This window comes from Bacillus cereus group sp. BfR-BA-01382 (assembly GCF_022663475.1).
Taxonomy (GTDB): domain Bacteria; phylum Bacillota; class Bacilli; order Bacillales; family Bacillaceae_G; genus Bacillus_A; species Bacillus_A thuringiensis_S.
The window spans coordinates 50161-71887 of the sequence record NZ_JAKUFQ010000020.1; the positions used below are offsets into that span (position 1 = coordinate 50161).

Consider the following 21727-nt stretch of genomic DNA (forward strand, 5'->3'; position numbering starts at 1 on the left):
CCTCTTACTTATTTAGCTCTTGTAAGAACCTCTCTTCATTCCAAACCTCAACATTATGTTTCTCCGCTTGTGCTAATTTCGAACCAGCCGATTCACCTGCAACAACCAAATCTGTACTCTTACTAACACTTCCTGTTACTTTTCCACCTAATGCCTCAATCTTCTTCTTCGCTTCACTTCGTCCCATAACTTCTAGCTTACCTGTTAAAACAACCGTTTTTCCTGCGAAGTAAGATTCAACATTTTGTAAATCTGCAATTTTTATACCTTTGTATGTCATATTCACGCCATACTCTTTAAACTGCTGTAATAACTCTAATACATCTTCATTATCAAAATATGTCACAACAGATTGAGCCATTTTTTCGCCAATTTCATTAATTGCTTTTAGTTCTTCTTCTGTTGCTTTTACAAGCTCATCCATCGTTTCAAAGTGCTCTGCAAATGTACGTGCTGCTTTCGCTCCAACGTGTCGAATTCCAAGACCAAATAATAATCGCTCTAACGAGTTTTCTTTAGAATTTTCAATTGCTTGTATTAAGTTTGTTGCTGATTTTTCACCAAAACGTTCTAACTGTAATAACTGCTCTTTCGTTAATGCATATAAATCAGCAAATGTACGAATATAATCTGCATCAAAAAGTTGTGTAATGACACGTTCTCCAAGCCCATCAATATTCATTGCATTTCTTGAAACGAAATGAATTAATCCTTCGCGAATTTGAGCTGGACAAGTTGGATTTATACATCGAAGTGCTACTTCTTCTTCTAAACGAACAAGTTCACTCTCACATGCTGGGCAATGCGTTGGCATGCGGTATTCTTCTTCTTCACCAGTACGCTTATCAAAAATAACGTTCACAACTTCAGGAATAATATCTCCAGCCTTCTTCACAACAACGTAGTCACCAATTCGAATGTCTTTTTCACGAATTAAATCTTCGTTATGTAAAGAAGCACGACGAACGATCGTACCAGCAACTCTCACTGGCTCTAGCTCTGCAGTCGGTGTTACAACCCCTGTTCGGCCAACACTTAATTCAATGCCTGTTAATCTCGTTACAACTTCTTCAGCCGGGAATTTATAAGCAATCGCCCATCTTGGACTCTTCGCTGTAGTTCCTAGACTTTCTTGAAGAGCAACATCATCTACTTTTATAACGATTCCATCAATCTCATAATCAAGATGCGGACGTTTTTCTTGCCATTCTTCTACATAAGCTATAACCTCTTCGATTATTTCACATGTACGGCGATTTGGATTTGTCTTAAATCCGAGTTCACCTAGGAAATCAAGCGATTCACTGTGCGATGGAATTGTTTTTTCTTCTACATTCGCAAGACCGTACACAAACATAGATAAGTTACGCTTCGCTGCAATTTTCGGATCAAGTTGACGTATTGAGCCTGCTGCCGCATTACGCGGATTCGCAAATACATCTTCTCCATTTTGCTCTTTTTCTTCATTTAGTTTAACAAATGAACGCTTCGGCATATAAGCTTCGCCTCGTGCTTCTAACGTTACTTCTTCATTTAAACGAAGTGGGATAGCTTTAATCGTTTTTAAATTTTGAGTAATATCTTCACCCGTTACACCATCACCACGTGTCGCCCCTTGAATGAAGCGTCCTTTTTCATAATGAAGCGAAACGGCAAGCCCGTCAATTTTTAATTCACATATATATCTTACATTCGCATCATCAATTCCTTGACGTACTCTTCTGTCGAAATCACGTAAATCTCCTTCGTTAAATGCATTTCCTAAACTTAACATTGGTGACTTATGTGTTACTTTTTCGAATATATCAAGAATAGTTCCCCCAACGCGAACGGAGGGAGAATCTTCACTCATAAACTCTGGGTTCTCTGCTTCTAATTTTATAAGCTCCTGCATATTACGGTCATATTCCGCATCAGAAACAGAAGGATTGTCTAATACGTGATATTGATAATTAAATGTATTTAACAAATCACGCAGTTCTTCTATACGTTTTTTTGCTATCTCTTTTGACATATCCTCATTCCTTTCTATTGTTTCGTCACAGGTGCAAATTTTGCTAACAAACGTTTAACACCAATCGGGCTTGGGAACGCAATATCTAATTCTTTTGCATCACCTTCACCTTTTACACTTACAACTGTACCGATTCCCCATTTTTGGTGGGAAGCTTTATCGCCTACTGCCCAGCCAATTTGCTCACCGCCTGTCGTCTTAGCTGCAGGACGCGCGAAAGCTGAACGAGAGCGTGTTGTGGTTGTCGTTGTCATTTTACTGCTACTTGCTGTTCTGCCTTTTGCACCAAACGAATTTTCACGCTTCGGCGCTGTTTCATTTAATGATTCCACTAGTTCTGTCGGGATTTCTGTAATGAAGCGAGACGCAGCGTTCATACTTGTTCTACCAAATAAAGTACGCATTTGCGCATTAGATAAATATAGCTCTTCTTCTGCACGAGTAATACCTACATAAGCAAGACGACGTTCTTCTTGCATTTCATCCTCTTCCATAAGAGAACGAGTATGAGGGAATATCCCTTCCTCTAAACCAACAATAAAGACAACCGGGAACTCTAATCCTTTCGCTGAGTGCATCGTCATTAAGATAACTTCTTCACCAGCAGTTGGGTCTTCATCTACACGATCAATATCAGCAACAAGTGCTAAATCTGTTAAGAATGCAACAAGACTCTTATCTTCGCTTTGAGATTCAAATGTTTGCGTAACAGATAAGAACTCGTCTAAGTTTTCTAAACGACCTTCCGCTTCTAAAGAACGCTCATTTTTCAACATATCGCGATAGCCTGTTTTTTCAATAACTTCTTCTACTAATTCTGTAACAGATAAATACTCTTGCATATTTACCCAGTTGTGTAATAAACTTGCGAATTCTTTTACTGCCTTTGTAATTTTTGCACTTACTCCAACATGCTCAATCTCATCAAATACAGCAGTTAATGAAATTCCGTTTTGCACACCATAATTAATAATTTTATCAATAGAAGTCGCACCAATACCACGCTTTGGCATGTTAATAATACGTGCAAAACTAATTTCATCATCTGGATTACCGATTAAACGTAAGTACGCCAAAATATCTTTAATCTCTTTACGGTCGTAGAACTTCGTACCCCCGACAATTTTGTACGGGATGTTAGATTTAAGGAAAATCTCCTCGACCATACGAGACTGAGCATTCGTACGATATAGTACTGCAAAATCAGTGTATTTTCGTTTCCCCATTTGAAGATCGTCACGAATTTTTTTCGCAACAAAATACGCTTCGTCCTTTTCAGTTGCAGCACGATAATACGAAATTTTGCTCCCAACTTGATTGTCCGTCCATAATTTCTTCGGTTTACGATTCGTATTTTTTTCAATAACAGCATTCGCTGCATTTAAAATATTTTGTGACGAACGATAGTTTTGTTCTAACAAAATTACTTGTGCATTCTCATAATCTTTTTCGAATGACAAAATGTTAGAAATATCTGCACCACGCCAGCGATAAATAGACTGGTCAGAGTCACCTACAACGCAAAGATTTTTAAAACGCGCTGCCAAATGTTTAACAAGAAGATATTGCGCTTTATTCGTATCTTGATACTCATCAACGTGAATATATTGGAACTTACGCTGATAAAACTCCAATACTTCTGGAACACGTTCAAATAGCTGAATCGTCGTCATAATTAAATCATCAAAGTCTAATGAATTATTTTTCAAAAGACGTTTTTGATACTCTGTGTATACATCGCTCGTTAATTTTTCATATGGATCAGCCATTGTAATTTTTTTTGCATATTTATCCGCAGATAACAGTTCATTTTTCGCATTACTAATACCCGCTAAAATAGAGCGCGGCTCAAATTTCTTCGGATCAATATTGCGCTCTTTCATAATTTTTTTGACTACCGTTAACTGATCACCTGAATCTAAGATTGTAAAGTTACGATTAATGCCAATACGATCGATATCACGTCGTAAAATACGTACACACATAGAGTGGAACGTCGAAATCCAAATATCTTCTGCTTCTGGTCCCACAAGTGTATCAATACGCTCGCGCATTTCACGAGCTGCTTTATTTGTGAAGGTAATAGCTAATACATTCCATGGTGCTACACCTTTTTCACCAAGCAAATACGCAATACGGTGTGTTAACACACGTGTTTTACCACTACCTGCACCTGCCATTAATAGAAGTGGTCCATTCGTTGTTTGTACCGCTTTTTGTTGCTGTGGATTTAAACCGTTTAATAACTTATCTGTCATACTCATATACGCCTGCACCTACTCTCCTTTTACTGCTTTAACTGTTTTTAACGCCGATTTTATATCATCATAAATAATATTTCCAACAACTACTGTATCAGCATATTGTGCCATTTCTTTCGCCTGTTCTGCATTAGAAATACCGCCGCCATAGTATAACTTAGCTTGTTTCAATTCTGCTTTTACATTTTTAACAAGTTCAACTTCTCCATACGTACCGCTATATTCTAAATAAAATATCGGTAAATGTAATAACTTGTCTGCTAAACGAGCATATGCAATAACGTCATCTTCTGTTAAATCACATTTCGCATCTGTAAGCTGGGCTACTTTCGCTTCTGGATTTAAAACACAATACCCTTCCATAAAAATTTCGTCCCAGTCCATAATATCCCCAAATTCTTTCAATGCCTCATGATGAACACCTGTTACCCATTCTACTTTTCGGCTATTTAACACACTTGGGATGTAATAAAAATCAAATCCTGGTGTAATTGCTTCTACATCAGAGACCTCTAATACACAAGGAACAGCATATCTACGAATGCTAACTAGCATGTGTAATACGTTATCAATTGTAACCCCATCACTTCCGCCTACAATAACCGCATCAGTTCCAGACTCACAAATCATTTCTAAATGTTCATCGCTTAACTCCTTATTTGGATCAAGCTTAAATACATGTTTCCATCCGGAAATATCGTACATGAAAACACCCTTCCTTTTCTCTAGTTATATCTATAGTTCTGTTTAAAATAACAGTTAGTTTTCATCTTGTTTTTTAAATATTTTTCAAAAAGAATGATTTAATTTCATCTTCTTTTTATGCATTCTTTCATTATAACAAAAAAAGCTACTGACACACACGCCCATTCCAACATCTTTTTCAACGTCAAATGTTGGATTACATATCCCCAAAATCACACGGGATACTAATAAGAGAAGTAGTATTTACTATTTCAATTTTCATAAAAAGGAGTGTTTTTCTAATGAAGCAAAACATCGGGACAATAAACGCTCTAATTCGAATTACACTTGGGCTTGTCCTCTTCGGATGTAGTGCAACTAAACTTGTACGCAAGCCATGGTGCACTTGGTCTAACATTTTTCTATGGATTGGTGCAATGAAAGTTGCAGAGGGAATTGTTCGCTTCTGCCCTATTGTTGAAGCGTGGAAGTTTGGAAAATACATGAATATGGGTGCATTTAAAATGCCTAGCATGAATTTTACTGAAAAAGGACATGCTAAAGAAGAAGTGAATCAAACTTCCTCTCATGACAAGCCAAAGTCAAAAGGAAGTTATGACGCTTCTGACAAAGAGATTGAGTCAGCGATTGAAGAAATAATCCTGGCAAAACCGCTTTGAATCATTTGTCACGATGCAAGATGCTCTCAAAGGGACTTAGCTGCTGCAGTGGGCGGTTAAGTCTTCTTTATTTTACCATAAAAACAGAACGTACATTCCCTTTTTAAGCTTAAAATGTATATAAAAGATATCAATCAATAAAATTCAGAAAATTAGGTGCATACCTCTTGCTTAAAATGATATAAAAGTGATATCATTTTTATATCAGGAGGCGATCATATGAAAGAGAAACAAGTATTTTATGTAAATGGTTTTCTCGGTATTATTGGAATTTTGATTTTAGCGGCTATCGGTGTATTTTTCCTTGCACAAGAAATTTTTATAGGAGCAGCACTAACTATTGTATTAGCCGCAATTCTCGCTACGGGTATCGGGATTGTTCAACCAAATCAAGCGAAAGTTATTACGTTCTTTGGTAATTATTTAGGAACAATTCGTCAAAACGGTTTATTTTTAACGATTCCGTTCGCATTCCGTCAAACTGTATCTTTACGTGTTGAAAACTTTAATAGTAAGAAATTAAAAGTAAACGATGTTGAGGGAAATCCGATTGAAATTGCAGCTGTTATCGTATATAAAGTAGTTGATTCTGCAAAAGCAATGTTCGGTGTTGAACATTACGATCGATTTGTAGAAATTCAAAGCGAAACGGCAATCCGCCACGTCGCAACAAAATATCCATATGACAATTTCCAAGATGAAACTTGCATTACGTTACGCGGAAATACTGAAGAAATCTCTGAAGAATTAAAACGTGAGTTAGAGGCACGTCTTGAAATTGCTGGTGTAGAAGTATTGGAAACTCGTTTAACGCATTTAGCTTACGCAACAGAAATTGCCCATGCAATGCTACAACGTCAACAAGCAAAAGCAGTATTAGCTGCTAGAAAAGAAATTGTTGAAGGTGCTGTGAAGATGGCCAAAGATTCAATCCATATGTTAGATGAAGAAGGCGTACTGGAACTTGATGACGAGCGTAAAGCAAATATGGTAAACAACTTATTAGTTGCCATCGTTTCAGATAAAGGTGCGCAACCGGTTATTAATACAGGAAGCCTATACTAAGGGCTATAAGTAATTATGGCTAAAAAGAAAAGCTTTCCATTACGTATTGATCCTGAATTACACGCAGTCATCGAAAAATGGGCAAATGATGAGTTTCGTAGCGTCAATGCACACATCGAGTATTTACTTCGAGAAATGGCAAAGCAAAAAGGGAAATTAAAAAAAGATAAAGATGCATAAAAAATCCCGCTGATTCCTCAGCGGGATTTTTACATATTAACTTCTCGTCATCTTATGCTCAATTGCACGATATCCTATATCACTTCGATAAAATAGACCATCACTCTCAATTTTACCGATTTCTTTATATACTTTATCTTTTGCTTCTTGTAAACTATTCGCCTTGCAAGCAACAAATAGTACACGGCCACCGTTTGTTACAAAATCACCATGCTTCATCGCTGTGCCTGAATGGAAAACAATCGCATCTTGCAGTGCATCTAATCCTTTAATAATGTCACCTTTTTTATATGCTTCTGGATATCCTTTCGAAGCAAGTACAACACCAATTACTGCTTCCTCTGACCATTGTAACGTTAGCTCACTTTCATCTAATACAGCGTTACATACATCAACTAAATCGTTTTCTAAGCGAGGTAATACTACTTCTGTTTCAGGATCACCAAAGCGTGCATTAAATTCAATTACCTTTGGACCATCATTTGTTAAAATAAGACCTGCGTATAAAATGCCTGTAAACGAACGGTTTTCTGCAATCATCACTTTAGCAGTTGGATGTAATACCGTTTTTATCGCCTCTTGAACTGCTGATTCTGGAATTTGTGGCACTGGAGAATACGCACCCATTCCGCCCGTATTTGGACCTTTATCACCATCAAAAGCTCTTTTATGATCTTGGGCGATTACCATTGGATGTACAGTTGTTCCATTCACGAATGCCATTAATGAAAATTCTTGTCCATCTAAAAACTCTTCAATAACGACCTTCTTACTTGCCGCGCCGAATTTCACATCTTGCAGCATTTCTTTCACAGCTTGTAATGCCTCTTCAAGTGTCATTGCTACTGTCACGCCTTTACCAGCAGCTAGGCCGTCAGCTTTAATAACGATTGGTGCACCAACTTTTTGAATGTACTGTACTGCTTCTTCATAATCTGTAAAAGTTTCATACGCCGCAGTTGGAATATCATATTTTTTCATTAATTCTTTCGTAAAAGCTTTACTACCTTCAATAACAGCAGCCGCTTTATTCGGACCAAATACGCGAAGTCCCTCTTCGTTAAATCGATCAACAATTCCATTCATAAGTGGAATTTCTGGTCCAACGAAAGTTAATTCAACCTTATTCTCTTTAGCAAATAAAACTAATGCATCAAAATCATTTTCATCAATATCAACTGGTGTTGCAACATCGCGCATACCTTCATTACCTGGTGCTACATACACCTTTTCTACTTTTTCAGATTGTGCAAACTTCCAAGCTAAAGCATGCTCACGCCCACCGCGGCCAATTACTAAAACATTCATATTTCATCCCCCAATAATTAAATAAGTACAAACTAGAAGCTATGCTCCTAGTTTGCTTTCTCATATCAATAAAAGTTTAAAAGGTTATCTCGACCGGACCTTTTAAACATCCTCTATTAGTGTTTGAAATGACGTACGCCAGTGAACACCATAGCAATCCCATACGTATCCGCCACTTTAATAGAATCTTCATCACGGATTGATCCGCCCGGTTGAATGATTGCTGTAATTCCTCCTTTTGCTGCTTCTTCTAATGTATCTGGCATTGGGAAGAAAGCATCAGATGCAAGTGCGCTACCTTGTGCTTTTTCACCAGCTTGTGTAATTGCGATTTTTGCAGAACCTACACGGTTCATCTGTCCTGCACCGACACCAATTGTCATATCATCTTTCGCTAAAACAATTGCATTTGATTTCACATGCTTTACAACTTTCCAAGCTAGTTTTAAATCTTTCCATTCTTGCTCTGAAGGTTCACGTTTCGTTGGAATTGAAATTGTACTTTCATCTAATGATAACGTATCTTCCTCTTGAACGAGAAGCCCACCTTGTACAGAAGTTAGTTTTTTGCTTGCACTTGTCGCTTTTTCAATATTTACAGTTAGTAGACGTAAGTTTTTCTTACTTTGCAATACTTCTAAAGCTTCTTTTGAGAAAGAAGGTGCAATAATGATTTCTAAGAAAATTTCGTGTAACTTTTCTGCTGTAGCTTTATCAATTTCACGATTTGCTGCAATAATACCGCCGAAGATTGATACTGGATCTGCTTCATAAGCACGAGTATATGCTTCGTGAATATCAGTTCCTACTCCAACACCACATGGATTCATATGTTTTACTGCTACTACTGCTGGTTCTGTAAATTCTTTTACGATGCTGAGCGCTGCGTCTGCATCATTAATATTGTTATACGATAATTCTTTACCGTGTAATTGTTCTGCGTATGCAACAGAAGAAGTTGCTGCGAATGGCGCTTTATAGAAAGTTGCCTTTTGATGTGGGTTCTCGCCATAACGTAAGTCTTGCTTTTTCTCGAATGTCACAGTTAATGTTTCTGGACTTTCTTCACCCATTTGCTCTGTTAAATAGTTAGAAATTAGCGCATCATATGCTGCTGTATGACGGAATACTTTCGCTGCTAGTTTACGTTTCGTTTCATCCATTACTTCGCCGTTCTCTTTTAGTTCTGCTAATACAACATCATAATCTACTGGATCTACAATTACAGATACGAATTGATGATTTTTCGCAGCAGAGCGAATCATTGTCGGGCCACCGATATCAATATTTTCAATTGCATCAGCAAATGTTACATCAGGCTTAGCGATTGTTTCTTTAAATGGGTATAAGTTAACAACAACAAAGTCAATTGGCTGAATACCTAATTCATTCATTTGTGTTACGTGTGTTTCATTATCACGAACTGCTAATAGACCACCATGAATATTTGGATGTAATGTTTTCACACGGCCATCCATAATTTCAGGGAAACCAGTTACTTCAGAAATACCAATTACTTGTAAGCCGTTTGCTTCTAGTAACTTTTTCGTACCACCTGTTGAAATAACTTCAATCCCTTGTTCTAGTAACCCTTTAACAAATTCTACTACTCCTGTTTTATCTGAAACACTTACTAATGCACGCTTTTTCATTTATCTTTCACCCCTGGTTGTATGTTAGTTAACAGTTGATTCTTTCACAGACTGAACAATTTGATTCACTGTATTTACGTATAATTTATGCTCAACTTGTTGAATTTTATTTTGTAAGCTTTCTCTCGTATCCCCTTCAGAAACAACTACTGCTTCTTGCGCAATAATTGGCCCTGTATCCATACCTGCATCTACATAATGAATCGTTACTCCAGTTACTTTCACACCTGCTTCTAATGCTTGACCGACAGCATCTTTACCCGGAAAGCTCGGTAGTAATGATGGATGAATATTAATAATCTTCCCGCCGTATGCTTCTAGTAACGTCGGCCCAATTAAACGCATATATCCAGCTAAAATAACATAGTCAATTTCATATTCTTCTAGCTTCTTTAATATCTCTTTTTCAAACGCTTCTTTTGACTCATATGCTTTCGCTGAAAAAGCAAAACACGGAATATGATGATAATGTGCCCGACCAACAGCGCGTGCTTCTGGTTTATCACATACTAATAAACTAATTTCTGCATCCAATCTTTTTTCTTCTACCGCATTAACGAGAGATTGAAAGTTAGATCCGCTTCCAGAAGCAAAAACCGCTAATCTACTCATAGTGCTGTGCCCCCATTAAAAGTAACACCAGCTCCTTGTATAGTACGTCCAATAATACGAGCCGTTTCTCCTTGTTCTTCAAGAAGACGAACAACATCTTTTGCATCTTCTTCCTTTACTGCCACTACCATACCAATACCCATGTTAAAAATATTGAACATGTCTTTCTCTTCCAGGTTTCCAACTTCTTGAAGTAAACTAAAGATCGGCTGAATTTTCCAAGATCCTAGTTCAATCTCAGCACCGATTCCTTCTGGCAACATGCGTGGAATATTTTCAATAAATCCGCCACCTGTAATATGCGCCATACCGTATACTTCATGTTTCTTCAATAGTTCTAAAATAGGTTTGACATAAATTTTCGTTGGTTTTAATAATTCTTCACCAAGAGGTAGCTCTAAGCGACCATAAATACGCTCTAAAGATAGTTCTCCATCTTCTAGTAACACTTTTCGTACTAAAGAGTAACCATTGCTATGAATACCGCTAGATGCTAAGCCAATTAACACGTGACCAGCTTCAATTTTTTCACCTGTTATAATTTTCTTCTTATCAACAATCCCAACTGTAAAACCAGCTAAATCATATTCTTCCGTAGAATACATTCCTGGCATTTCAGCTGTTTCTCCACCGATTAATGCACAACCAGCTTGGCGACAGCCCTCTGATATACCTTTGACGATGTTTTCAATTTTACTAGGTTCAGCTTTACCACAAGCAATATAATCAAGGAAGAAAAGCGGCTCTGCTCCTTGGACAACAATATCATTTACACACATTGCTACTGCATCAATACCAATTGTGTCATGTTTATCTGCCATAAAAGCGAGCATCAATTTCGTTCCCACGCCATCTGTTCCAGATACTAATACAGGTTCTTCTAATGCAAATTTTGATAGATCAAACATACCTCCAAAACCGCCTAAACCGCCTAGTACTTCTTTTCTCATAGTTGTTTGTACGTGTTTTTTCATGCGAGATACCGCTTCATATCCAGCTTCAATATCTACTCCTGCTTGCTTATATGCATTCGCCATCGTTATTTACACCTCGTCTTTTAATTTCTCCCCATCCAGGGCGGGCTATTTTAAGAAAGGAGCTAGCTTCTACATCAAAAGAAGTAGAAGCTTTTTTCACTTTTCTTATTTCATACTTTCTAAAAGCTCTTGCTCATAATCATAAAGAGCTGTTGGATAGTCCCCATTAAAATAAGCCATACATAGACCGCCATATTTCCCTTCATATGGACGCCCAATTGCATCTACTAATCCATCTTCGCTTAAAAATGTTAAAGAATCTGCTCCGATCATTTCACGGATTTCTTCTACTGTATTATTTGCTGCAATTAATTCTTTTCTCGTTTGAATATCAATGCCATAAAAACATGGATACTTAAGAGGTGGTGAAGCGATTCTTACGTGAACTTCTGTCGCTCCAGCTTCACGAAGCATACGAACAATTCGTTTACTTGTCGTTCCTCTTACGATAGAATCGTCAATCATAACAACTCGTTTCCCTTCCACTACACCTCTTACTGCTGAAAGCTTCATCTTAACCCCTTGCTCACGCAGTTCTTGAGAAGGCTGAATAAAAGTACGTCCAACGTAACGATTTTTAATTAATCCTAATTCATACGGAATGCCTGTTGCCTCCGCATAGCCAATCGCTGCTGAAATACTAGAGTCTGGTACACCAGTAACAACATCCGCTTCAATAGGAGCTTCCGCTGCTAAACGTTTTCCCATATTTTTACGCGCTGCATGAACGTTAACACCAGCAATATTAGAATCTGGTCGTGCAAAGTAAATGTATTCCATACTACAAATCGCATGTTCTACATCGTTTGTAAAACGATCTACGTGAATTCCTTCATCATTAATGATAAGTAATTCACCAGGTTCTACATCGCGAATGTATGTTGCACCTACTACATCAAAAGCACATGTTTCAGATGCTACAACGTAAGCATCCCCCATCTTTCCAATTGAAAGCGGACGGAATCCATTTGGATCTAACGCAACGATCATTTCATTTCCAGTTAGTAAAAGATACGCAAACGCACCTTTCACTTTATTCAGAGCCTCTTTTACACTTTCAATTAAAGAGTCTTTCGTACTACGTTTAATAAGATGTAAAAGTACTTCTGTGTCTGAACTTGTTTGAAAAATACTTCCCTCTGCCTCTAATTCACGGCGAAGCATTTTTGCATTAATTAAATTCCCGTTATGAGCTAGCGCCATACTATGATCAGAAAAACGGAACAACAATGGTTGAACGTTAGCAACTTCACTTCCACCAGCTGTTGCATATCGTACATGTCCGATTGCTGATTTTCCATTTATTCCTTCTAGCTCGCCTCTTGAAAACACTTCTGATATTAAACCTAACCCCTTGTGACCGACGATTTTCTCACCATTATTTACGACAATGCCTGCGCCTTCTTGTCCACGGTGCTGTAAACTGTGCAATCCGTAGTATGAAACTTGTGCTGCATTTTCATGCCCCCAAATTCCGAAAACGCCACATTCTTCGTTTAACCCCTTTATTTCAGCAAGCATGGGATTGCCCCTTTCCAAGCCTTTCTCATTTCATCTACATTTGCTGTAAGTAATACTTCATTTTCTTCATTATAAATTGTTACTTCATTTGTACTTGTTACTTCTCCAACTTGGATTGCTTCTACCGCTTTCTCAAACGCCTCTTTATTTTCACGTTTTACAGTAATCACGAAGCGAGACTGTGATTCAGCGAATAATGCTGCTGTTGCTTCTCCATCTAATTTCACAGTAGCACCTAAGCCTTTAGCACCAATTGCACTTTCTGAAATCGCAACTGCTAAACCACCCTCAGCAACATCATGTGCAGATTGAACAAGACCAGCTTGAATTGCTTCTAATACTTGTTTTTGGCGTTTTAATTCTACATCTAAATCGATACTTGGTGATTGCCCGAAGATTTTACCGTGAATCATTTTCTGTAATTCACTTCCGCCAAACTCAGCTTTCGTCTCACCAATTACATAAACTAAATCGCCAGCTTGCTTAAACTCTTGTGTTGTTACATGTTTTAAGTCATGTACAAGTCCGACCATCCCAACAGTTGGTGTTGGATATACAGCTTCGCCACTACGCTCGTTATACATCGATACGTTTCCACCGATAACTGGTGTTTGTAATGTGCGACAAGCTTCACTCATACCGTCTACTGATTTCTCAATCTGCCAGAAAATCTCTGGTTTTTCTGGGTTACCGAAGTTTAAACAATCTGTAATTGCAAGTGGCTCCCCGCCAGAACATACGATATTTCGCGCTGCCTCTGCTACTGCAATTTTACCGCCCATTTCTGGATCTAGATAAATGTAGCGAGAGTTACAATCTGTCGTCATTGCTAATCCTTTTTCTGTACCGCGTACACGTACAACTGCAGCATCTGAACCTGGTGTCACAACTGTACTTGTGCGAACTTGGTAATCGTATTGATCGTATACCCACTCTTTACTTGCAATTGTTGGTTGCTGTAATAGAGCGAATAACGCTTCTTTATAATTTTCTACTTTTGGCGTTTCCATTTTCATTGCTTGGAATTCAGCAAAGTATGCTGCTTCTTTTGATGGCTTATGATAAATTGGTGCTTCTTCTGCTAAAGCATCTGCTGGAACTTCAGCTACCTTTTCACCTTTATGGAATAAACGAAGCATTTTATCTTCTGTTACTTTTCCCATCGTAACTGCTGCAAGACCATACTTCTCAAATAAATCTACTATTTCTTGTTCTCTACCTTTTTTCACAACAATTAACATACGCTCTTGTGATTCAGATAGCATCATTTCATATGGTGTCATTCCTGTTTCACGCTGTGGTACATCATCTAAGTACATTTCAATACCCATTCCTGCTTTACTTGCCATTTCTGCAGAAGATGATGTTAAACCAGCCGCACCCATATCTTGAATTCCAACAAGTGCATCAGATTGAATTAATTCTAAACACGCTTCAATAAGAAGTTTCTCCATAAATGGATCCCCTACTTGAACCGCTGGACGTTTCGCTTCTGAACTTTCAGATAGTTCTTCCGACGCGAATGTTGCACCGTGAATACCGTCACGACCAGTCGATGCCCCTACGTACATTACTGTGTTACCAGCACCGTGCGCTTGCCCTTTTTTAATGTCTTCATGATTAATCAAACCTACGCACATTGCATTTACAAGTGGATTTCCTTCATAACATGGATCAAATTGTACCTCGCCGCCAACAGTCGGAATACCGATGCAGTTACCGTATCCTGCAATTCCTGCTACTACTTCTTCGAATAAATATTTCACACGTGGTGACTGTAATTCACCGAAACGAAGTGAGTTTAATAGAGCTACCGGACGTGCTCCCATAGAGAATACGTCACGAATAATACCACCAACACCTGTTGCAGCTCCTTGATATGGTTCAATAGCTGAAGGATGGTTATGACTTTCCATTTTAAATACAACTGCTTGATTATCACCTATATCTACAATTCCAGCACCTTCTCCAGGTCCTTGCAGAACACGCTCACCTGTCGTTGGAAACTTACGAAGAACTGGTTTTGAATTTTTATAACTACAATGTTCAGACCACATTACAGAGAATAATCCTGTTTCTGTATAATTTGGCAGACGACCTAAAATCCTTTCAACCATGGCAAACTCTTCGTCTGTTAGCCCCATTTCCGCATATATACGCTCTTCTTTAATTTGTGTTGGATTTGGTTCAAGCATTAACGACATATGTTTCCCTCCACTGTTTTAAGATAGATTGAAAGACTTTTAACCCTTCAGCACCGCCAAGTAATTCATCTACAGCACGCTCTGGATGTGGCATCATACCAAGTACATTTCCTTTTTCGTTTACAATACCAGCAATATCTGAAACGCTACCGTTAGGATTTTCTACGTAACGGAATGCGATTTGATTATTCTCTTCTAATTGTTTAAGAGTCTCTTCGTCACAATAGTAATTCCCCTCACCATGAGCGATTGGAATATTGATTATTTCATTTTTTTCATATTGTGATGTAAACATCGTTTCATTATTTTCAACACGCAACTGAACAGTGCGACACATAAATTTTAAGTTTTCGTTTCTCATTAACGCTCCTGGTAGTAATCCTGATTCAACAAGAATCTGGAATCCATTACATACACCTAAAATCGGCTTTCCTTGCTCAGCAGCTTTTTGCACTGCTTTCATTGCATTAGCAAAGCGAGAAATAGCACCGCAGCGTAAGTAGTCACCATAAGAAAATCCACCTGGTAGTAGAATTGCATCATATTCATCTAAATTCTCTGTATCGTGCCAAACGTAATCTACTTCTTCGCCAAGCTCATCTTTAATTGCATGGAACATATCGACATCACAGTTCGAACCCGGAAATACTATTACGGCAAATTTCACTGTGCGACAACCTCCTCAACTTCATAACGGAAGTCTTCCATTACAACGTTCGCTAATAGTTTTTCACACATTTCTTTTACCTTGCTATCTAAATCAGATACAGATTTATCAATCGTTAATTCCATGTACTTTCCGATTCGAACGTCTTGTACTTCTGTGAATGAAAGACTATGAAGTGCTCCTTTTACTGCTGTTCCTTGTGGATCTAATACGCTTTCTCTTAATGTTACATATACCTTAACTTTATACATGTGAAATTCCCCCTAAACGTTTTAAAATCTCTTCATAAGCATCTGTTAAATTTCCAAGATCGCGACGGAATACGTCTTTATCAAACTTTTCATTGCTCGTTTCATCCCATAAACGACAAGTATCTGGTGAAATTTCATCCGCTAAAATGATTTCTCCTTCTTCCGTTACACCAAACTCTAATTTGAAATCTACTAATCTTACGCGACAGCTTGCGAAATGATCAATCAACACTTGATTGATTTGTAGAGCCATATTTCGTAATACACTTACTTGCTCTGGCGATGCAACGTTTAATACACGAATATGATCTTCCGTTACAAGTGGATCTCCTAAATCATCATCTTTGAAGTAAAATTCTACGATTGGTTCTGCAAGTACAGTTCCCTCTTCCATTCCTAATCGTTTTGAAAGACTTCCTGCAATTACATTTCTTGTGACAACTTCTAAAGGAATAATACTCACTTTTTTAACAAGTTGTTCTGTTTCAGATAACTTCTCAACAAAATGTGTTTTAATTCCTACTTCTTGTAACTTTCTGAACAATAAAGTTGTAATCTCATTGTTCAAACGACCTTTTCCTGTAATCGTCTCTTTTTTCTCCCCATTGAAAGCAGTCGCACTATCTTTGTACTCTACCCAAACCATATCTGCTGATTCTGTACGATAAATTCTTTTTGCCTTACCTTCATACAGCAATTCTAGCTTTTGCATTTCGCAAGCCCCCTGTAGTTTGAAAAATGTGAATAATGTTTTTATAAAGAATGGCACAGAATGACTCTATTCTGTGCCATATGAAATTTTACGCTTCGTTTAATCCAAGGCGTTCAAAGATTGTATCAACATGTTGCATATGATGCTCATAGTTGAAGCATTCATTAATTTCTTCTTGTGTTAACTTACTTGTAATACGCTCATCAGCTTCAACAAGCTCTTTAAATTGTACTTGTGTTTCCCAAGCTTCCATCGCTTTAGGCTGTACGATATCATAAGCTTCTTCACGTACCATACCTTTGTCGATTAGTGTAAGCATTACGCGCTGAGAATAAATTAAGCCGTATGTTCTTGTCATATTGCGTTTCATATTCTCTGGGTATACAGTTAAGTTTTTAACGATATTACCAAAGCGATTTAACATGTAATTTAATGCGATTGTAGCATCTGGTAAAATTACACGTTCTGCTGAAGAGTGAGAAATGTCACGCTCATGCCATAACGGAACATTCTCATAAGCTGTCATCATATAACCGCGGATAACACGAGCTAAACCAGTCATATTTTCAGAACCAATTGGATTACGTTTATGCGGCATTGCAGAAGAACCTTTTTGGCCTTTTGCGAAAGCCTCTTCAACTTCACGTGTTTCACTCTTTTGTAAACCACGAATCTCAACTGCCATCTTTTCGATAGATGTTGCGATTAATGCAAGTGTCGACATGTAGTGTGCGTGACGATCACGTTGCAATGTTTGTGTTGAAATTGGTGCTGCTTCTAATCCTAAGTTTTCACAAACATATTTTTCTACGAATGGATCGATATTTGCATATGTACCAACTGCACCAGATAATTTACCAACACGAACTGTATCAGCAGCTTGTTTGAAACGCTCTACGTTACGTTTCATCTCTTCATACCAAAGACCAAGTTTTAAACCAAATGTCGTTGGTTCTGCATGAACACCGTGTGTTCTTCCCATCATGATTGTGTATTTATGCTCTTTCGCTTTGTTAGCTAAAATGCTTACAAAGTTCTCTAAGTCTTTTAATATGATTTCATTCGCTTGTTTTAAGATGTAAGATAATGCTGTATCTACTACGTCTGTAGATGTTAAACCGTAATGAACCCATTTACGTTCTTCGCCTAATGTCGGCGTTTCTGATACAGCACGAGTGAATGCAACTACGTCATGACGTGTTTCTTTTTCAATTTCATAAATACGATCAATATCAAATGATGCATGTTCACGAATTTTTTTAACATCTTCTTTTGGAATGTCGCCAAGCTCAGCCCATGCTTCACAAGCTAAAATCTCAACTTCTAACCACGCTTTAAATTTGTTCTCTTCCGTCCAAATCGCACCCATTTCAGGGCGTGTATAACGACTAATCATCTTTTTCCCTCCAACAGTTGTTCTTGATGGTCCCAAATATGCAAACTCTTCGCTTTTTCTAGAGCAACTTCAATATTATCATTTAAAATATTAACATGCCCCATTTTTCGCTGTGCTTTTGCTTCTTCTTTTCCATACAAGTGTAAATAGCACCCGGTTAGTCTATTCACTTGTCTTAGGACCCCTTCTATATGTTCGCCTAAAATGTTTACCATGACAACTGGTTTTAACAAATTTGTTTCTCCTAGAGGTAAATTACAGATTGCTCGAATATGTTGACCAAATTGGCTCGTTTCACATGCATCCTGTGTGTAGTGTCCTGAATTGTGAGGTCTTGGTGCTAATTCATTAATGTAAATCTCACCATTAGCTGTAGCAAACATCTCTACAGCTAGTGTTCCCACAAGTTTTAATTCATCCGCAAGTACCTTTGCATAAGCAATTGCTTTTTGAGAAAGCTCTTCTGTAATACGAGCTGGAACGATAGATTCATGCAAAATGTTATTTACATGAATATTTTCCGCTACTGGAAACACTTTCGTTTCACCACTTACACTACGAATCACAATAACAGATACTTCTTTTTCAAAAGGCACCCATTTCTCTAAAATACACTCTGCTTTATCCACAAGATTTCTTGCTGTCTCAACATCAGCCTCACTTCTTAAAACAACTTGCCCTTTCCCATCATATCCACCTGTCGTCGTTTTTAAGACAGAAGGGAATGATAACTCAGCAATTGCTTCTGTAAGCTGATCTTGATTTTGAACTAATCTATACGTTGCTACTGGTAACCCAGCCTTCTCAATTCCATTCTTTTCTGTAAAACGATTTTGCGTTTTATTTAACAACTGACTACCTTGTGGCAAGTAAGCATGTTTTTCAAGCCATTGTAAACATCTATAATCAATATTCTCAAATTCATATGTGACAACATCACTTATCTCTGCTAAATGCTGAATTGCCTTTAAATCGTCATACGGTGCAACGATTTCAATATCAGCAACTTGTGCACATGGTGAATGCTTTGTAGGATCTAAAACAGCAATTTTATATCCCATCTCCTTGGCTGCCAATGCCATCATTCTTCCTAGCTGGCCGCCTCCAATAATGCCGATTGTTTTTCCAGGTAAAATGATTCTCGTCATACTAGCTCACTACCTTCGCGCACATCTTTTTCAATCGATTCTCGTCTCAATTCTAATGCATCATGTATATCATCATGGAATGATCCAAGTATTTGTGCAGCAAGTAATCCAGCATTCGTTGAACCGGCTTTACCAATTGCAACAGTTGCAACTGGAACGCCTCCTGGCATTTGGACGATGGATAATAATGAATCTAAGCCGTTTAATGCTTTTGATTGAACTGGAACTCCAATTACAGGAAGATTTGTCTTCGCTGCAACCATTCCTGGTAAATGTGCTGCTCCACCAGCTCCAGCAATAATAACCTTCAATCCACGTTCACGAGCCGTCTCTGCATATTCAAACATATAATCCGGAGTCCGATGAGCGGATACAACCTTTTTCTCATACGGTATATTTAATTCATCTAAAATGTCACAAGCATATTTCATTGTTTCCCAGTCTGACGTACTTCCCATTATGACTCCAACTAGTGATTTCATATTAGAATCCCCCCGATTCAAATAAAAAAAGCCTGAAATAGAACAGTTTCTCTTTTACTATGAGAGAAAGCGCTCTACTCAGGCATACGTATCCCTTGTGAATAGAAAAATACCGAGTGACTTTCCCTCATAGTCTAACGAATAACGGTCGTTAGGTAGAGACTTGCAGGCCATATCCCCGCGATTATATGAGGTCTTATATTATTGTTTCTATGGCTATATTAACAATATTTCATAAACGATGTCAATAAATAATCGAATGTTTTTTTATTAGTAGTCAATAACGTTCGTGTTTTAGTTATATTCAAAAGAAGAATTGCAACTATATGCAAGAAGAAAAGGGAATTAGAATATATATTTCTAGAGATCTATTTACTTATAATCGTTTATATAGTACTTCAGTATGTTTTAAATCAAAATATGTACACTCTTGTATTCTACACATCAATAGAACTTTTATTATAACGATTTAATTTCTAAGGAGGATAAACATGAAAGAAAGAACTACGCTATTATCCTATTTATTTTTTCTATCGCAGTAATTGTTGTAATTATTGAATACTTATTTATAGCATCTCATTATTTAAAATATATACTTATGATAGAAATAATGTGTCCTATTTTAAAAGTCTCTATTTCATTCTTTTTTCGTCTTTAGCGTTATTAAATTTATAGATTATAACATTCGGTAAATAAAAATAAACACAAAAAAACCTAAGTCGAAACGACTTAGGTTTTTGCTTGGCGACGTCCTACTCTCACAGGGACAAGGTCCCAACTACCATCGGCGCTAGAGAGCTTAACTTCCGTGTTCGGTATGGGAACGGGTGTGACCTCTCTGCCATCATCACCAAACTATGAAGGCATATTCCTTCAAAACTAGATAACATTTGCTACATATTATATGGTTAAGTCCTCGATCTATTAGTATTCGTCAGCTCCACATGTCACCATGCTTCCACCTCGAACCTATCAACCTGATCATCTTTCAGGGATCTTACTAGCTTACGCTATGGGAAATCTCATCTTGAGGGGGGCTTCATGCTTAGATGCTTTCAGCACTTATCCCTTCCGCACATAGCTACCCAGCTATGCCCTTGGCAGAACAACTGGTACACCAGCGGTGCGTCCATCCCGGTCCTCTCGTACTAAGGACAGCTCCTCTCAAATTTCCTACGCCCACGACGGATAGGGACCGAACTGTCTCACGACGTTCTGAACCCAGCTCGCGTACCGCTTTAATGGGCGAACAGCCCAACCCTTGGGACCGACTACAGCCCCAGGATGCGATGAGCCGACATCGAGGTGCCAAACCTCCCCGTCGATGTGGACTCTTGGGGGAGATAAGCCTGTTATCCCCGGGGTAGCTTTTATCCGTTGAGCGATGGCCCTTCCATGCGGAACCACCGGATCACTAAGCCCGACTTTCGTCCCTGCTCGACTTGTAGGTCTCGCAGTCAAGCTCCCTTATGCCTTTGCACTCTACGAATGATTTCCAACCATTCTGAGGGAACCTTTGGGCGCCTCCGTTACACTTTAGGAGGCGACCGCCCCAGTCAAACTGCCCACCTGACACTGTCTCCCGGGTCGATAAGACCCGTAGGTTAGAATTTCAATACAGTCAGGGCGGTATCCCACCAGCGCCTCCACCGAAGCTAGCGCTCCGGTTTCAATGGCTCCCGCCTATCCTGTACAAACTGTACCAAAATTCAATATCAGGCTACAGTAAAGCTCCACGGGGTCTTTCCGTCCTGTCGCGGGTAACCTGCATCTTCACAGGTACTATAATTTCACCGAGTCTCTGGTTGAGACAGTGCCCAAATCGTTACACCTTTCGTGCGGGTCGGAACTTA

The 21727-nt window shown here is 38.3% G+C and carries 18 protein-coding genes, 2 rRNA genes, 1 pseudogene and 1 riboswitch; of the genes and pseudogenes, 4 read left to right on the forward strand and 17 right to left on the reverse strand.

Annotated features, from left to right (window positions below):
* Positions 1-4: 4 nt before the first annotated feature.
* The 3 genes from ligA to pcrB are packed head-to-tail and all read right to left on the reverse strand — an operon-like array spanning position 5 to position 4980.
* Positions 5-2014: an NAD-dependent DNA ligase LigA gene (gene ligA, locus MR160_RS11265; RefSeq protein WP_098900413.1), complete on the reverse strand. Its 2010-nt coding sequence runs from the start codon at positions 2012-2014 to the stop codon at positions 5-7.
* Positions 2015-2028: 14 nt separating this feature from the next.
* On the reverse strand, positions 2029-4278 hold the full coding sequence (gene pcrA / locus MR160_RS11270) for a DNA helicase PcrA (protein ID WP_003309016.1): 2250 nt from the start codon (positions 4276-4278) through the stop codon (positions 2029-2031).
* A gap of 12 nt (positions 4279-4290) precedes the next feature.
* Entirely contained in the window at positions 4291-4980 is a 690-nt protein-coding gene (gene pcrB, locus MR160_RS11275; RefSeq protein ID WP_000272084.1) for a heptaprenylglyceryl phosphate synthase, read from the reverse strand.
* 281 nt (positions 4981-5261) lie between these two features.
* Between pcrB and MR160_RS11280 the strand changes: the two genes are divergently transcribed.
* The 3 genes from MR160_RS11280 to MR160_RS11290 all read left to right on the forward strand — a co-directional run bounded on the left by MR160_RS11280 (position 5262) and on the right by MR160_RS11290 (position 6884).
* Positions 5262-5639, forward strand: a complete 378-nt coding sequence (locus MR160_RS11280) for a YgaP family membrane protein (RefSeq protein ID WP_000812342.1) — start codon at positions 5262-5264, stop codon at positions 5637-5639.
* A gap of 219 nt (positions 5640-5858) precedes the next feature.
* Entirely contained in the window at positions 5859-6704 is an 846-nt protein-coding gene (locus tag MR160_RS11285; protein WP_000660674.1) for an SPFH domain-containing protein, read from the forward strand.
* A 15-nt stretch (positions 6705-6719) separates the two neighbouring features.
* Positions 6720-6884 carry a type II toxin-antitoxin system antitoxin gene (locus MR160_RS11290; RefSeq protein ID WP_001085171.1) on the forward strand — a complete coding sequence of 55 codons (165 nt, stop codon included), beginning with the start codon at positions 6720-6722 and terminating at the stop codon, positions 6882-6884.
* A gap of 36 nt (positions 6885-6920) precedes the next feature.
* Here the strand turns inward: MR160_RS11290 and purD are convergent, their stop codons facing one another.
* The 12 genes from purD to purE all read right to left on the reverse strand — a co-directional run bounded on the left by purD (position 6921) and on the right by purE (position 19874).
* Entirely contained in the window at positions 6921-8192 is a 1272-nt protein-coding gene (gene purD / locus MR160_RS11295) for a phosphoribosylamine--glycine ligase (protein ID WP_242297358.1), read from the reverse strand.
* A 116-nt stretch (positions 8193-8308) separates the two neighbouring features.
* Complete coding sequence (gene purH, locus MR160_RS11300; RefSeq protein ID WP_242297360.1) at positions 8309-9844, reverse strand: bifunctional phosphoribosylaminoimidazolecarboxamide formyltransferase/IMP cyclohydrolase; 1536 nt, start codon at positions 9842-9844, stop codon at positions 8309-8311.
* Positions 9845-9868: 24 nt separating this feature from the next.
* Positions 9869-10456, reverse strand: coding sequence for a phosphoribosylglycinamide formyltransferase (gene purN / locus MR160_RS11305; RefSeq protein WP_000088578.1), 588 nt, complete (start codon positions 10454-10456; stop codon positions 9869-9871).
* Positions 10453-11493, reverse strand: a complete 1041-nt coding sequence (gene purM, locus MR160_RS11310; RefSeq protein WP_001262424.1) for a phosphoribosylformylglycinamidine cyclo-ligase — start codon at positions 11491-11493, stop codon at positions 10453-10455. The genes purN and purM overlap by 4 nt, the downstream gene beginning before the upstream one ends.
* Before the next feature lie 105 nt (positions 11494-11598).
* Positions 11599-13014 carry an amidophosphoribosyltransferase gene (gene purF, locus MR160_RS11315; RefSeq protein WP_242297362.1) on the reverse strand — a complete coding sequence of 472 codons (1416 nt, stop codon included), beginning with the start codon at positions 13012-13014 and terminating at the stop codon, positions 11599-11601.
* Positions 12999-15218, reverse strand: a complete 2220-nt coding sequence (gene purL / locus MR160_RS11320) for a phosphoribosylformylglycinamidine synthase II (protein WP_242297364.1) — start codon at positions 15216-15218, stop codon at positions 12999-13001. Before purL ends, purF begins: the two co-directional genes overlap by 16 nt.
* Complete coding sequence (purQ, locus tag MR160_RS11325) at positions 15202-15885, reverse strand: phosphoribosylformylglycinamidine synthase subunit PurQ (protein ID WP_000666782.1); 684 nt, start codon at positions 15883-15885, stop codon at positions 15202-15204. Before purQ ends, purL begins: the two co-directional genes overlap by 17 nt.
* Complete coding sequence (gene purS / locus MR160_RS11330; RefSeq protein WP_000278823.1) at positions 15882-16136, reverse strand: phosphoribosylformylglycinamidine synthase subunit PurS; 255 nt, start codon at positions 16134-16136, stop codon at positions 15882-15884. The genes purQ and purS overlap by 4 nt, the downstream gene beginning before the upstream one ends.
* Positions 16129-16848, reverse strand: coding sequence for a phosphoribosylaminoimidazolesuccinocarboxamide synthase (gene purC / locus MR160_RS11335; RefSeq protein ID WP_029441464.1), 720 nt, complete (start codon positions 16846-16848; stop codon positions 16129-16131). Before purC ends, purS begins: the two co-directional genes overlap by 8 nt.
* Before the next feature lie 88 nt (positions 16849-16936).
* A complete protein-coding gene (gene purB / locus MR160_RS11340; RefSeq protein WP_000625687.1) occupies positions 16937-18244 on the reverse strand; it encodes an adenylosuccinate lyase in 1308 nt (435 codons plus the stop codon).
* Entirely contained in the window at positions 18241-19392 is a 1152-nt protein-coding gene (gene purK, locus MR160_RS11345) for a 5-(carboxyamino)imidazole ribonucleotide synthase (protein ID WP_000196768.1), read from the reverse strand. Before purK ends, purB begins: the two co-directional genes overlap by 4 nt.
* The gene (purE, locus tag MR160_RS11350) at positions 19389-19874 is read right to left on the reverse strand and encodes a 5-(carboxyamino)imidazole ribonucleotide mutase (RefSeq protein ID WP_000839369.1); all 486 of its coding nucleotides are present in this window, start codon (positions 19872-19874) and stop codon (positions 19389-19391) included. Before purE ends, purK begins: the two co-directional genes overlap by 4 nt.
* Before the next feature lie 110 nt (positions 19875-19984).
* Positions 19985-20086: riboswitch (purine riboswitch) on the reverse strand.
* A gap of 279 nt (positions 20087-20365) precedes the next feature.
* On the opposite strand from purE, the pseudogene MR160_RS35105 reads away from it, so the two are divergent.
* Positions 20366-20549: pseudogene (locus MR160_RS35105) on the forward strand (hypothetical protein).
* Between the two features lie 64 nt (positions 20550-20613).
* Here MR160_RS35105 and rrf read toward each other — a convergent pair.
* A 5S ribosomal RNA gene (gene rrf, locus MR160_RS11355) occupies positions 20614-20729 on the reverse strand.
* A 49-nt stretch (positions 20730-20778) separates the two neighbouring features.
* A 23S ribosomal RNA gene (locus MR160_RS11360) occupies positions 20779-21727 on the reverse strand; the annotation flags it as partial.

What these genes read in the sequence shown, in the direction of transcription:
- purM (WP_001262424.1), bottom strand. Translation starts at nt 11,493, where the DNA reads ATGGCGAATGCATATAAGCAAGCAGGAGTAGATATTGAAGCTGGATAT.
- purN (WP_000088578.1), bottom strand. Translation starts at nt 10,456, where the DNA reads ATGAGTAGATTAGCGGTTTTTGCTTCTGGAAGCGGATCTAACTTTCAA.
- pcrA (WP_003309016.1), bottom strand. Translation starts at nt 4,278, where the DNA reads ATGAGTATGACAGATAAGTTATTAAACGGTTTAAATCCACAGCAACAA.
- purD (WP_242297358.1), bottom strand. Translation starts at nt 8,192, where the DNA reads ATGAATGTTTTAGTAATTGGCCGCGGTGGGCGTGAGCATGCTTTAGCT.
- purS (WP_000278823.1), bottom strand. Translation starts at nt 16,136, where the DNA reads ATGTATAAAGTTAAGGTATATGTAACATTAAGAGAAAGCGTATTAGAT.
- MR160_RS11285 (WP_000660674.1), top strand. Translation starts at nt 5,859, where the DNA reads ATGAAAGAGAAACAAGTATTTTATGTAAATGGTTTTCTCGGTATTATT.
- purL (WP_242297364.1), bottom strand. Translation starts at nt 15,218, where the DNA reads ATGTCGTTAATGCTTGAACCAAATCCAACACAAATTAAAGAAGAGCGT.
- purC (WP_029441464.1), bottom strand. Translation starts at nt 16,848, where the DNA reads ATGCAAAAGCTAGAATTGCTGTATGAAGGTAAGGCAAAAAGAATTTAT.
- MR160_RS11280 (WP_000812342.1), top strand. Translation starts at nt 5,262, where the DNA reads ATGAAGCAAAACATCGGGACAATAAACGCTCTAATTCGAATTACACTT.
- ligA (WP_098900413.1), bottom strand. Translation starts at nt 2,014, where the DNA reads ATGTCAAAAGAGATAGCAAAAAAACGTATAGAAGAACTGCGTGATTTG.
- purB (WP_000625687.1), bottom strand. Translation starts at nt 18,244, where the DNA reads ATGATTAGTCGTTATACACGCCCTGAAATGGGTGCGATTTGGACGGAA.
- MR160_RS11290 (WP_001085171.1), top strand. Translation starts at nt 6,720, where the DNA reads ATGGCTAAAAAGAAAAGCTTTCCATTACGTATTGATCCTGAATTACAC.
- purF (WP_242297362.1), bottom strand. Translation starts at nt 13,014, where the DNA reads ATGCTTGCTGAAATAAAGGGGTTAAACGAAGAATGTGGCGTTTTCGGA.
- pcrB (WP_000272084.1), bottom strand. Translation starts at nt 4,980, where the DNA reads ATGTACGATATTTCCGGATGGAAACATGTATTTAAGCTTGATCCAAAT.
- purH (WP_242297360.1), bottom strand. Translation starts at nt 9,844, where the DNA reads ATGAAAAAGCGTGCATTAGTAAGTGTTTCAGATAAAACAGGAGTAGTA.
- purK (WP_000196768.1), bottom strand. Translation starts at nt 19,392, where the DNA reads ATGACGAGAATCATTTTACCTGGAAAAACAATCGGCATTATTGGAGGC.
- purE (WP_000839369.1), bottom strand. Translation starts at nt 19,874, where the DNA reads ATGAAATCACTAGTTGGAGTCATAATGGGAAGTACGTCAGACTGGGAA.